The organism is Bacillus sp. JK106 (assembly GCF_053663355.1).
This window is the reverse complement of sequence record NZ_JBSJQC010000003.1, coordinates 321,246-336,200: the sequence shown is the minus strand read 5'-3', so window position 1 is coordinate 336,200 and position 14,955 is coordinate 321,246. Positions and strand designations below refer to the sequence as shown.

Annotated in this window: 4 protein-coding genes; all 4 read left to right on the top strand. The window is 49.7% G+C overall.

The window, feature by feature from the left end:
• Window positions 1-8: 8 nt before the first annotated feature.
• Window positions 9-6,164: an SDR family NAD(P)-dependent oxidoreductase gene (locus tag ACWJJS_RS12200; RefSeq protein WP_454023602.1), complete on the top strand. Its 6,156-nt coding sequence runs from the start codon at window positions 9-11 to the stop codon at window positions 6,162-6,164.
• Complete coding sequence (locus ACWJJS_RS12195; RefSeq protein WP_454023601.1) at window positions 6,161-12,376, top strand: beta-ketoacyl synthase N-terminal-like domain-containing protein; 6,216 nt, start codon at window positions 6,161-6,163, stop codon at window positions 12,374-12,376. Before ACWJJS_RS12200 ends, ACWJJS_RS12195 begins: the two co-directional genes overlap by 4 nt.
• A gap of 81 nt (window positions 12,377-12,457) precedes the next feature.
• Window positions 12,458-13,612 carry a cytochrome P450 gene (locus tag ACWJJS_RS12190; protein ID WP_070082070.1) on the top strand — a complete coding sequence of 385 codons (1,155 nt, stop codon included), beginning with the start codon at window positions 12,458-12,460 and terminating at the stop codon, window positions 13,610-13,612.
• 56 nt (window positions 13,613-13,668) lie between these two features.
• A complete protein-coding gene (locus tag ACWJJS_RS12185; RefSeq protein ID WP_070082069.1) occupies window positions 13,669-14,916 on the top strand; it encodes a hydroxymethylglutaryl-CoA synthase family protein in 1,248 nt (415 codons plus the stop codon).
• Window positions 14,917-14,955: the final 39 nt, after the last annotated feature.

Here is a 14,955-nt window from a genome sequence, read left to right as displayed (position 1 = left end):
GACTAACCATGAAAAAAACAGTGAATCTGCGCCTGACGGCAGAACATCCCATTATGAAAAACCATCTTGTTCACGGAGAATCTGTCATGCCCGGTCTGGCCTATATTGATATGCTGTATCAGCTGGCAAAGCAAAGCCTTGATCTTTCATTCCGTTCCATCTGTCTGAAACGGGTGACCATTTATCATCCTTTATCAGTGAAGCGGTCAGAGCGGCTTGATGTGAGTGTCATATTCAGTAAAGAAAAGGAGTTCTGGACTGCCTCGATTTGCGGGGCGGATTCCGGGACGGTTTTCTTATCCGCGGAGATGCATGAAGGAGTCTTCTCATCAGACAGGCGTCTTGACGCAGGGGAGAAAAAACAACAAGCCGCACTTCCATCAGTCTCTTTGCATACGGTTTACGAAGACGCGAGAAGCCGCGGACTGTCGCATGACGGGCTGATGAAGCCGGAGGGAGAGATCTATGCTTATGAAGAGGAATGTTTCCTTGATATTCGGCAGTCTGATTCATGCCGGGAAAATCTCCCCGGCGCTCTCTTTCATCCCGCGCTGATGGACGGTGCCGCCATGGCCTCCGGCGTATTGCAGACAGCTGCAGGCGCCGAGTTATTTTTACCGATTTATTATGATTCGTTTATTGCCGCTGAGACCGTTACGGAGCGCTGTTACGCGGTGATTTCGAAAAAGTCCGGCACGCCTTCTGAAATGGTGAAAATGGATATTGACTTTTACAACCCCAGCGGCGTGCATATTGCTTCACTGCTCGGCCTGACAGCCAAAAAGGTGCGGACGGACCGGCAGCTGATACCAGGCGTTCAGCAGATGGAAGAAACCTTATACCGCATTTTCTCGACATACGTAGGCCGTCCTGTCACAAGAAATGATGCACACACCGTGTTTTTTGAATTAGGTCTTGAATCGTCACAGCTTCTGGCCATTATTAAAGACATCGAAGGGGCGTTTGATCTGCGTCTGAATCCGACTCTTTTATTTGAGTGCAGCAGCATATCCGAACTGCTTGAAGACATAAAAACAAAAGGAACAGATGAATCTTCCGGTCTTGTCGCGGATGCAGCACCGGTCTCTGAAACACAATCAGGCAGTCAGACATTTACTTTCTATGAACATGAAGCATTCCTTCAGGATCATCTGGTTTTCGGCAAACCGGCACTGATGGGTGTAGTGTATCCGTGTCTGGTGCTTGAAGCCTCCGGAGCGTCTCGTCCCGGCACGTGTCCCGCCGAGCTGAAAGATATCCGCTTTACGGGCGGGCCCGTCACGCTGGAGCCTGGTGAGGCCGCGCAGATTGACATTTCATTTGCGGCAGAAAAGAGTGCCGAACGCTTTACCGCAAGCTGGACTGTCTCCGGTAAAGAAAGCCGAAAGACATGTGCCGAAGGAGAAATAAGCAGATATACAGAGGCACCCATAAAAAAATCATATGACGTTGAACAAATGAAGTCGCATGCACAAAAGGTGGGGCCGGATGTCATTTCCCGTCTGTACGATTCGGTTGCCGACTTCACGATAGGCCCGATGCTGAAAACGGTAACGGCGGGATACAAAATGAGTGAGAGTTCCTTTTTATTGCAGCTGGACTTATCAGGAAAAAAAGAAAAAGGCGATCTGCATCACTTTGCATTTGACCCGCTTATATTGAATTCATGTTATATGTCGCTCGGTGAAGAAGAATTGCAGCTGAAAAAGCGGATTCACGTCCCGCTCATGATTGAGAGGCTGACGCTTTACGGACCTGTCATGTCTGATACCGTCTATGTGGTGAATACAATCAAACATAAAAAAGACGGGTTTCTCTCATTTGATGCCGCAATCCTCAGTCATACCGGGGAACAGCTGGCGGAATTGAAAAATGCGTCTGTGAAAGAAGTGCTTCAGCCAAATCGGCTTGAAAATGCGTCTTTTGCCCCGTCCGGGAATCAAAGCCGTCAGGAAACGAAAGGAAAACCGCTGGATATTGCCGTTGTCGGGATTTCCGGCAAGTATCCGCAGGCCGATGATATCGATGCGTTTTGGGATAATCTCAAACAAGGAAAGGATTGTATTACCGAAATTCCGAAAGACCGCTGGAAATGGGAACATTACTTTTCCGAGGACCGGACGGCGCCGGGAGCGATCTACAGCAAATGGGGCGGGTTCATTGACGGGATCGCCGATTTTGATCCTGAGTTTTTTAAGATTTCCCCCCGGGAAGCGGAACACCTTGATCCCCAGGAGCGGCTGTTTTTAATGCATGCTTGGATGGCCATGGAGGATGCGGGATATACGAGGACATCCCCTGAACTGGGCCGTCAGGTAGGCGTGTATGCCGGTGTCATGTATCAGGAATACCCGCTATTCGCGGCTGAAGCGGGAGTGAAAGGACGGCATATCGGGCTCCCCGGCGGGATTTCATCCATTGCTAACCGTGTCTCCTATTTTTGTGACTTTCAAGGGCCGAGCATTTCGGTCGATACGATGTGTTCGGGTTCGCTGACTTCATTGTACATGGCGTGCCGGGATCTGCGGGATCATCGGATTCGCGCGGCGCTTGCCGGCGGAGTGAATCTCACCGTTCATCCTAACAAGTACTTCATGCTGAGCCAGGGGCAGTTCATCTCATCTAAAGGACACTGCGGGAGTTTCGGCGCCGGGGGTGACGGCTATATTCCGGCAGAAGGGGTCGGGGTGCTGCTTCTTAAACGTTTAGAAGACGCCGTACAAGACGGAGATCGGATTTACGGCGTCATTAAAGGAGCTGCCATTAATCACGGCGGGAGAGCGAGCGGTTACACCGTACCGAACCCCAAGGCGCAAAGCGAAGTCATTTCTCAAGCTTTACAGGAAGCGGGGGTATCTCCGGGCCGGATCAGCTATGTGGAAGCGCACGGGACAGGGACGAAATTAGGCGATCCGATTGAAATCCGGGCTTTAACCGAGGCATTCGGTGATGTTTCTGAAACATGTCTTGTCGGGTCTGTCAAATCAAATATCGGACATGGGGAATCGGCAGCAGGCATCGCCGCTGTCACAAAAGTGCTGCTGCAGATGAAGCACAGACAAATCGCCCCATCCTTGCATGCAGATGTTTTAAATCCGAATATCCAATTTGATGAAGGGCCGTTTTCCGTCTGCCGTGAATTAACAGATTGGAAACGGATTTCAGCAGACGGAGAAGAACAGCCGCTCAGGGCGGGGATCAGCAGCTTTGGTGCGGGCGGTTCTAACGCGCATATCATTATTGAAGAATATGAGGCTCCTGTCAAACAAGCAATCAGCAGCCAAGAGCCGGCGGTCATTCTGCTGTCTGCAAAAAATGGGGAGCGTCTGACAGAATATGCGGAGCGCCTTCTTGCTTTTCTTCAAAAGAAGCATATTGATAAGCCGGACTTATTTGATGTCGCGTACACTTTACAAGCGGGGCGGGAAGCGATGGATGAGCGGCTGGCTCTTATTGCGGGCTCCCTTAAGGAGCTGGAGGACAAGCTCAGATCGTACTTGGGAAATGAAAACGCACCGCATCTTTACAGGGGGCGGGCGAAGCGAAACCATGAGACAGTGGCTGTGTTTGAATCTGATGAAGATCTGCAGGAAGCCATGGTCAAATGGCTGAAAAAGAGAAAGTACGGTCATTTGCTGAAAATGTGGGTGCAGGGAGTCGATGTGGACTGGAACTTGCTATATTCGGGACAAAAACCCCGGAGAATCAGTCTTCCCGCCTATCCGTTTGCAAAGGTCAGATGCTGGATTCAAGATGAAGCCGAGGCGGTTTCAAAAAGGGATGACGGCAAAACGGTGATCCATCCGCTCCTTCATGAAAACACATCCGATCTTTGGGAGCTGAAATTCACCTCTGTTTTTACCGGACGGGAATTCTTTTTCACTGATCACACAGTCAATGGACAGAAGGTGCTCCCGGGAGCCGCCGTGATCGAAATGGCCAGAGCGGCCGTTGAGCGTGCCGCATACGCTGTGCCGGACGGACGTAAAGGAATGTATTTGAAAGATCTCATATGGATGAGGCCCGTTGTTCATAAGGGGACGGATGTAGAAGTCCATATCAGCCTTATTCTTAAGGAAAATGAAGACATTGAATTTACGATTTACAGTCTATCGGAAGAACCTGGGGGAGAACGGATTTTATACAGTAAAGGCACCGCGGTATCAGGAGAGATAGCAGCGGTTCCGTCTGTTCATTTAGAGGGCTGGCTGTCCGGCTGCAGCCAATCGGTTATGACGTCTGATGAGGTTTATCAGGCTTTCCGGCATGCGGGTATGATATACGGGCCGAGCCATCAAGGCATTGATCAGCTGATGATCGGAGAGAGGGGGGCTGCAGCCCGGCTGTCGCTGCCGGAAACGTCAGACAGTACCGCCGATCAGTTTGTCATCCATCCGAGCCTTCTGGATGCCGCGTTTCAGGCGTCACTGGGGGCCGGTTCAGATACTGCCGGAGACACTCCGATGCTGCCGTTTTCCCTGCGGCAGGCAGAAATATTTCAGCCGACTCAGAAAACGATGTGGGCGCTTGTCCGCAAACAGAGCGATCGGTCAGATAACGGAGCGCTGACGCTGGATATTGATTTATGTGATGAAAACGGCGCTGTTTGTATGAGATTGACAGGGTTCTCCTGCCGGGCTATCCGGCAGACAAACCAAACCGAAAGCAAACGGCAGGAAGTTCAGACGGCGATGCTAGCCCCTGTTTGGGACAAAACTTTCTTTTCCCTGGAAGAAAATCGAGCGGTTGATCAGGAACAATTGCTGATCATCGGAAAGCCGGGAAATACCATAAAGGCCGCGGCAAAAATGTGGCCCCGCGCCCATCTGGCGGAGACGCCGGATCATTCAAACGAGCAAACATTACGTGAATTGACAGCCGGGTATCAAGATATCCGCCATTTCTTATGGATTGCGCCGGATCGTTTCGCACCCGCATCTGTCAGTCAGGAAATGCTTGATGAGCAGGAGAATGGGGTGATTCAATGTTTCCGTTTCATCAAAGCGCTGCTGTCACTCGGGTATGGAAACCGAAACATCAGCTTTACAGCGGTCACCCGGCAGACACAGTCCGTGTATCCGGGTGATCTGCCGCAGCCTGAGCATGCAGGCGTACACGGTTTGATCGGCTCATTGGCAAAAGAATATCCGAACTGGGACATCAGGCTGATTGATGCAGAAGAAGGCAGTGATTCGTCTGAGATGAAAAACATCTGGCGCCTTCCTCCAGATCCGGACGGAAATGCTGCCGCGTACCGTAACGGAGCTTGGCACAAGCAAAAAACAGTCCGGGTGCTGACAAGTTCCGCTCCGCGTATGTCGTACAGAGAAGGCGGCGTTTATGCTGTCATCGGCGGAGCGGGCGGCATCGGAGAAGCATGGAGCAAATACATGATCACCCGTTACAAGGCACGGATGATATGGATCGGCAGGCGGCCGAAGGATCAGGAGATTCAGAGCAAAATAGACAGGCTGGCGCTATCAGGCCCCGCGCCGCATTATATACAGGCTGATGCTCAAGATGCCGCAGCGCTTAAAGCGGCCGTCCGTTCCGTAAAAGAGCAATACGGCAATATAACGGGAGTCATCCATTCCGCGATAACGCTTGCCGACAAAAGTATGGCGAATATGGATGAAGCTTCTTTCAGAAACGCTTTTTCAGCTAAGGTGAATACGAGCGTCCGAATGATCGAAGCTTTTAAGGGAGAGCCGCTTGATTTTGTGCTGTTTTTCTCATCCGTTAATTCTTTCACAAAAAATGCCGGGCAAAGCAACTATGCGGCAGGATGTACATTTCAAGACGCCTTTGCCCGCCATATCGCTTCCTTGCTTGATTGTGAAGTGAAAGTCATGAATTGGGGATATTGGGGCAGTCTGGGCGTTGTATCAGACCCGTCTTACAGAAAACGGATGGAGGCGTCAGGGATCGGTTCTATTGAACCCGATGAAGCAATGGAGGCGCTGGAAGTCTTACTATCAGAACCGTTCAGCCAAGCGGCATTCATCAAAGCTGCTCCGCACGGCTTAGCCGCACTGACGGATCAAGATGCAATATCGGTTGTATCCGGCCCGGAGCCTTCATTTATGGAAAGCGTCAAGCGGCAAAATCCGGATCGGAATGAACGGCTTGAGACTTTAAAACGAGAAATGGAGTTGCGCATATGAACAGCCTTCTTTGCAAACTGCTCTTTTACCAATTACAGTCAATCGGGTTTTTCAGCGAGCCTGTCACCACACCTGCAGCATCCATGGGGAGCGCCGGCGTGATCGGCACATACGGCAGATGGCTGGAAGAAAGCCTGAATCTATTAAAAGAAAACGGATATATCGCGTATGACGGATACACGATCACTCTTCTCGCGGATCAGCGCCCGGACGGCCGCACAGTCTGGAATGAGTGGAATGCCCATAAACGCCTGCTTCCCAAGGGGGAGCTTGCGCAAGCTGAATTGGCCGAGGCGACGATAAAAGCGATGCCTTCAATTTTAAAAGGAGAACGTCCGGCTACGGATATCGTATTTCCCGATTCATCAATGCGGCTCGTTGAAGGTGTTTATAAGCATAATCCCGTTGCGGATTATTTTAATGAAGTGTTAGCAGATTCCGCGGCCGCTTACCTGAAAGCCTATCTTACAGAACATCCCGATGCCCGTATCAGGCTGATAGAAGTAGGGGCCGGGACGGGCGGAACGAGCGCCATGCTGTTTACAAAACTGAAACCATTTGCAAAACAGATTGCGGAATATTGTTATACGGATGTTTCTAAAGCTTTTTTAATGCATGCCGAACAGGAATACGGACCTGATGTGCCGTATTTGACAACAGCCTTGTTTAATGCAGAGGAGCCTTGCGAATCACAAAATATCAAAACGGGTGTTTACGATATTGTCATCGCCGCCAATGTGCTTCACGCCACAAAAAATATCGGTTTGACATTGCGCTGTCTGAAAGCGCTCCTGAAATACAACGGGATGATTTTGATAAACGAAATCAGCGATCGTTCTGTTTTTACCCATTTAACCTTCGGGCTGCTTGACGGCTGGTGGTCCTATGAGGATGCTGAGCTTCGGATTCCGGGAAGTCCCGGCCTATATCCAAAATCGTGGGAGCGTGTGCTGCATTCGGAAGGATACAGAGCGGTTTGTTTCCCTGCTGAAACGGCTCATGATTTAGGTCAGCAGATTATCGCAGCTGAGAGTGACGGACTCGTCCGGATGCAAGGGATCAGAGACGGCAGAAAGCCATACGCCGCCCCGGCCGAAGTTTTCCGAAAGCCCGCACAGCCTGTTTCCCGCAGCCGCGCGCCAGAGGAGCATCAAGCTGTTAAGGCTGATGGGGAATCGGTCGCTTCCCATGTCCGCTCTGTCATCAAAACAAGTATTGCCGATGTATTAAAAATGAAAGAAGAGGATATTCAGGAAGAACTGAATTTCTCTGAATACGGCATTGATTCCATTTTGGCCGTCAATGTGATTAACGAGATTAATAAGCGATTGAATCTTACACTGCAGACAACGATTTTATTTGATTACTACCATGTGAAACTGCTGACCGGTTATATCTCGGCAGAATATGAAACCGCCATAGCCTCATCTCTGGAGACCGAAAGAGCGAAAATCCGCCCGGCGCTTCAGGAAGAACGGCCTGCTGAAAAACCTTTGCAGACGGAAAGAAAGGAAAACGGTTATCAGAAACCGAAACAAGAACGTATGCCGCTTTCTTTCGCAAAGTCCGATGACTCGGAAATGTTCCGGGTTGTGATTGACCGTCCGGGCGGCATTGAAGATCTGACGATTGCCCGCAGTGAAGTGCCCGAGACAAAAGATGACGAAGTTCAAATAGCCGTCCGCGCCTTTTCTTTAAACTTCGGAGACTTGCTTTGTGTCAGAGGGCTGTATCCGACGATGCCGCCTTATCCGTTCACTCCGGGATTCGAAGCAAGCGGCGTCGTGATCAAGACGGGGAGGCATGTAACATCCGTCATTCCGGGTGATGAAGTGATTGTCGGCATGGGAGAGGAATTTGGCTCTCAGGCGAATATCATCACATGTAAAGAACATCAAGTCTATCATAAACCGGCCCGGCTGACCTTTGAAGAAGCATGCGCTCTTCCCACCGTGGCGGTGACAATGATAGACGCCTTCCGGAAAGCCGGACTTAAAAAAGGCGAAAAAATATTAATTCAGACCGCGACGGGAGGAACGGGGCTGATCGCGGTGCAAATGGCCCGGCATATCGGCGCGGAAATATATGCCACGGCCGGATCACAGAAAAAAATTGAGTATCTGCATTCGCTCGGGATCCACAATACCATTTGCTATTTAGAAGAAGACTTTGAAACGGAAATCATGCGAATGACCGGCGGCCGTGGGGTGGATGTTGTCATTAATACCCTGGCCGGTGATGCCATGCAAAAAGGAATGAATTGCCTGGCGCCGGGCGGAAGATATATCGAAATTGCTATGACTGCGCTGAAATCCGCTAAATCAGTCGACTTGTCCGTCCTTCATAACAATCAATCGTTTCACAGCGTGGATTTGCGGAAGCTCTCCCTTCAAAATCCGGATCAGGTCAAGGACTATCAATTGGAACTGCAGCGGCTGGCGGAAGAGGGAGTCATTCAGCCTGTCATCTCAAAAATCTTTTCCTTTGAAGACATAAAAGAAGCGTATCACTGTCTGGATGACCGCGGAAATATCGGGAAAATCGTCATCAGCGTTTCTGAGCCGTATCAAATGACGTACCGCCCCGAACAAAAGGATCCGGCCGATACGGTAAAATCAGCAGCTGTGTTACCTGAAAAAGAACCGATCGCGATTATCGGGATGAGCGGGCGGTTTGCTGAATCGGAGAATGTCCATGAGTTTTGGGAAAACTTAGCCGCCGGACGGGATCTGATTAAAAAAGCAGACAGATGGGATGTCTCTGACAGCCAATGCCAGTATGGCAGTTTTATAGAGGGCATTGAATGTTTTGACCCCGTTTTCTTTCATATATCAGGACGTGAAGCGACCTATATGGACCCGCAGCAGAGGCTGTTTTTGGAAGAATCATGGAAAGCGCTTGAAGATGCGGGATATGCGGGAGACTCGGTAAGAGGCCGGGAATGCGGCGTGTATGCCGGCTCCTGCGGCGGAGATTACCAGGCTATTTTTAAACAGCAGGGGCCCGCGCAGGCTTTTTGGGGCAATCATAATTCCGTCACTCCGGCAAGGATCGCCTATCACCTTAATTTACAAGGTCCGGCGATCACTGTTGATACAGCATGTTCCAGTTCGCTGACAGCCATTCATTTGGCATGTCAGGGGCTCTGGACGAAAGAAACGGAAATGGCGGTGGCGGGCGGGGTTTTCATTCAATCCACTCCCGCTTTTTATCAGTCGTCAAATAAGGCGAATATGCTGTCACCGACCGGGCGCTGCCATACGTTTGATCAAAGCGCGGACGGCTTCGTGCCGGGTGAAGGCGTGGGAGCCGTGGTGCTGAAACGTCTTAGCGACGCCGTCAGTGACGGAGATCATGTGTACGGCGTCATAAAAGGCTCTGCAATGAATCAGGACGGCGCTACAAACGGAATAACCGCTCCAAGCGCGCTTTCTCAAGAACGATTGGAACGGCATGTCTATGATACTTTTCACATTAATCCGGAAACCATTCAAATGGTGGAAGCTCACGGAACGGGCACTGCACTGGGAGACCCGATCGAATTCAGCGCCTTAACGCGCGCTTTCCGCCGTTATACGGATAAAAAAGGATATTGCGCCATCGGCTCTGTGAAAACCAATCTCGGACATGCCGCTGCGGCCGCGGGGATGGCCGGACTGTTTAAAATCCTGCTGTCGCTGAAGCATCGGCAGATTCCGGCTTCCCTGCATTTTCATCAAGCCAATCAGCATATTCAATTTGCGGACAGCCCGTTTTTTGTGAATGAAAAGCTGATACCGTGGGAACGGAATTCGGATGCACCGCGCAGAGCCGCCATCAGTTCATTCGGATTCAGCGGAACAAATGCCCATCTTGTGATTGAAGAGGCGCCGCAAACCGTGCGCCGGTCACCGGCAAAACCGGCCTGCCTCATTCCTTTATCTGCGCGGACGGAGCGTCAGCTGGAAATTCAGGCAGAACGCCTGCTGGATTCACTCAGCAAGAACAAAGACAGCGATCTGGGAAATATAAGTTATACGCTCCTGCTCGGCAGAAAGCATCTGCATCACCGGTTTGCCTGTATCGTAAGCAGTGCGGACGAACTGAAGCGGGTATTATCGGAGTGGCTTGTAAAAAGAGAGCTTCCGGGTGTGTTTGTGTCCAATTTGAAGGACCAGAAGCCGGCAGACGAAGCCGGAATGAAAACATTCGGAATGGAATGCATTGAACAGTGCTGCTCGGCGGCTTCACCCGCACAGTACAGAGAAAGCCTGGCACATATCGCTGACCTTTTTTGCAGAGGATATGATCTTCCTTTCACACGGCTTTTTGACGGAGGGCAATATTATAAAACGCCGCTTCCTGCCTATCCGTTTTTAAAAGAAAGGTATTGGGCGGCTGATGTAAACAGTTCTTTACCAGGCCAAGCCATGAAAAAGTCTGAAACGCAAACCGTTCCCCCGTCTCCGCCACAGCCTGAACATGAAGGTCTGATTTCTCTGAGTCCTTTAACTGAGATCGAAATGACAGCGTTTGAACCGGAGACATTGCAAAAACCGATCGTCTTACAGCCTTTGGATTGTACTGTTCCTGTCCAGCAGCCGGAAAACGCCGTTTCCGAAGACAATAGAACATTGCTTGAAGAATTGAGGATAAGCCTGGCAGATATTTTATTTTTGTCGCCGGAAGATATTGATGCTGATGAGCCTTTCATCGACATGGGGCTTGACTCCATTATCGGGGTTGAATGGATACAAACAGTAAATAAAACGTACCACACTGAGATTACTGCCAATAAGGTGTATGAACACCCGACGCTTGAGGAGCTTGCGGAATATATAGCGGGGCAAATAAAGAAACCCGAGTATGCTGAAGCGGAGGAAACAGCGGTACGTCCGCAAATCCCGGAAGCAGAAACTCCCCTTGCCGGCATCTCTGACGGCACTTTGCGCAAAGAGCTTAAAGAAAGCCTTGCGGACATCCTGTTTCTGAAGCCGGAAGATATTGATGAGCATGAGGCATTCATTGACATGGGGCTGGATTCTATTATCGGTGTGGAATGGGTTCAGTCTATTAATAAAACGTATCAAGCGTCTATTACGGCAAATCTGGTCTATGAATATCCGACAATCGCAAAATTAGCCGGGTATCTGACCGGTTCCGTTCAAAAAGACACTGAGGAAGTACATGAGGAACATACGAAACAAAACGATATATCAGAAGAGACAGATGATCAAGAACCGCCCGAACTGATCTGTCTTAACCCGGGGGGAAAGGGAAGACCGATTTTCTGGTTTCATTCCGCGCTGGGGGCAGTGGAGCTGTACCAGCCTGTTGCCGAACGGACCGGGCGTCCTTTTTACGGAATTCAGGCAAGAGGATGGATGACAGACCGGGAACCGATCCGCGGCATTAAAAACATGGCGGAATATTACGTTAAGCTCATACGTACCGTGCAGCCCCGGGGTCCTTACGATGTAGGCGGCTATTCATTAGGGGGCATGCTCGCTTATGAAGTCACCCGGCAATTGCAGCTGGCTGGAGAAACCGTTGAGTCAATCGTCATGCTCGACTCCTTTGACTCGGCGGGTGCGCGGGAAATAAACATTCCTGATGAATTATTTGATAAAAATATGATGCTGCAGACGGTGAACATGGCTTTATTTGCACCAATCTATCAACATCCGGAACGCATTTCTGAAACCTTGATTCACCGTGATGAACTAGATGCCGATCTTCATGAAGACATATTTTTAGAGCAATTAATAGCAAAAGCCAAACAGCGGGGGTTAACGAAGACGGACGCGTTGGTGAAAAATCTGATCAGGCAGAATATAAACGTTCAGGACGCTTACGAAATCACTGATTACGAACTCCTGCCGCTTCCGGATCCGAACGGGGTGACATGCTATTATTTCCGAAATAAAAACGGTATTTTCTTGGGTGAGCTTGATCCGTATTTTACGATCAGGGCCGATATTTTATCCGCTGATTTCGTCAACTACTGGAGCCAGTGGCAAGAGCATATGACAAACATCGCCATCATGGATGTGGCGGTATCCAACCATATGACGTTATTGGCTGAAGACAGCGCAGCCGAAACGATTTCTGAATTTTGCGGCGTTTTATATTCGGCAGACGGAATGACAGAACACAGCTTTCTGCAGCTGCAGGAAAAGATACTGAATGTGCATGGTGAGATGCTGAAGCAGCCCGCCAAAACAAGACCGTAAATTCACATATCCGCCCGCCGGGTTTACTCGTAAGCTTTGGCGGGTCATTTCAAATCTTGAACACATCTTGGAGGAATGAAAATGACCAGTTTAACAAAAATCAGACAGCAGCAGCCGTACAAGTGGTACCAAACGATGAGAGAAACCTCTCCCGTTCATTACAATGAAAAGGAAGATTGCTGGGAAATCTTCACCTATGATGAAGTGAAGCGGGTGATTTCTGACTACAGTCATTTTTCTTCCGATCATAAATACTTAAGTGCGGACAAGCAGGAAAAAATGATCCGGCATATTAACAAAGACAGCCTTTTGAAAATGGACCCGCCTGAACACACCGTCTTCAGAAAATTGGTCAATCAGCCTTTCATGCCGAAATCGGTTGAGTCTCTTGCACCGCGTATAGCCGCTATCGCTGATGACCTGCTTCAGGCCGTCCGTTCAAAAGGCAGGATGGACATTATCGAAGATTACGCATTTCCGCTTCCGATTATCGTGATCGCAGAGCTTTTAGGATTTCCTCCGAAAGACAGGGATATCTTTAAAAGCTGGGTCGACCAAAGCCAGAATGTAAAAGATGAAAAGAAAATGAATGAAGTGCAAAAGCAGATGATCGGATACTTCATGCAGTTTATTTTACAGCGGAGAAAACAGCCGCAAAATGATTTAATCAGCCATTTAATTGCAGCTGATTTAGACGGAGAGCCGCTGTCAGACAAGCAATTAATCGGTTTTTGCGGCTTGTTGATCGTCGCGGGGCACGTAACGACGGAAAATGTGATCGGAAATTCATTTCTCAGTCTCAAGGAGTTTCCGCATATTCTGCCCCGGCTGCTTGAAAATAAGGCGCTCCTTCCTGACTTTATTGAGGAAGTCATCCGCCTCAGACCTTCCATTCAGCGGGTAACCCGCTACACCGCGGTTGAGAGCGAGATTGGCGGAAAAACGATTCCGGCCGGAGAAAAAGTATATGCGTGGATTGGATCGGCGAACAGAGATGAAAAGAAGTTTGATAATGCCGATCAGATTGACTTGGGACGAAAGCCGAATCAGCATCTGTCATTCGGTCAGGGCAGCCATTATTGCTTAGGAGCGCCGCTGGCCCGGCTTGAAGCGAAAATCGCGCTTTCCCACTTTTTTGAACAGGTGCCCGCATGGCGTTTTACTGAGGATCAAGAGCCGAATCTGGTTCCGAGCCCTGTATTTCACGGCGTTGACCGGCTGCTTGTTGAGTTTTGAACGAAAAAATAAAAGAGGCTTCACGGGAAGCCTCTTTACTCTGGGGGCTTGGAGAAATGAATGTAGGAATCGAAGCAATGAACGTGTTTGGCGGAACCGCGTATGTAGACGTCATGGAGCTTGCGGAACATCGGAACCTGGATAAAAAAAGGTTTGAGAACCTGCTGATGAAAGAAAAAGTGGTGGCGCTTCCGTTTGAAGATCCGATTACGTTCGCCGTAAATGCCGCAAAACCGATTATCGATTCTCTTTCAGAAGAGGAACGGAATCAGATTGAAATGGTGATCACCTGTACGGAATCCGGGATTGATTTTGGCAAATCCATCAGTACATATGTCCATGATTATTTGCAGCTGAAGCGGAATTGCCGGTTATTTGAGGTGAAACAGGCTTGCTATTCCTTAACGGCCGGGTTCCAAATGGGCGTGAATTTCATCTTGTCGCAAACATCGCCGGGAGCGAAAGCGCTCATCATCGGAACGGATATTTCCCGCTTTTTAGTGGCTGAAGGCGGTGACGCGTTGACGGAGGAATGGTCCTATGCCGAACCGAGTGCGGGGGCGGGGGCTGTCGCGCTTTTAGTCAGCAGCACCCCTCATGTCTTTTTGCTTGATCAAGGTGCAAGCGGGTATTACGGGTATGAAGTCATGGATACCTGCCGCCCGATTCCGGATAGTGAAGCGGGGGATGCTGATCTGTCGCTCATGTCTTATTTGGATTGCTGTGAAAATTCATTTCAGGAATACCGAAAGCGTGTGAGCGGGGCGGATTATAAGAATACATTTCAATACCTTTCTTTTCATACTCCGTTTGGCGGAATGGTAAAAGGAGCGCATCGGACGATGATGAGAAAATTGGCAAAGGCTAAGCCGCAAGACATTGAAGCGGATTTTCAGCAACGCGTGCTGCCTGGGATTCAATACTGTCAGCGCGTCGGCAACATCATGGGGGCCACCGTATTTTTATCTCTTGCCAGCACGATTGATAACGGCTCTTTTGAAACGCCGAAACGCGTCGGCTGTTTTTCATACGGTTCGGGCTGCTGCTCTGAATTTTACAGCGGTGTCGTTATGCCGCAAAGCCGTGCCCGGCAGAATCAATTTCAGATCAGCCGGCATTTGGATGAACGCGTCCGTTTATCGATGGCTGATTATGACCGGCTGCTCCAAGACAGCGGCATCGTAAAATTCGGCACAAGAAATGCCGCGCCCGCAGCAGACATCCCGAATGCGCATCAAGGAAAAACGCGATTAGTGCTGACTGAAATAAAAGAGTTTCACAGAAAGTATGAATGGACGACCTAGTATAAGAGCCGGAAAGGCTTAAGTATTTTTAAAGAAACG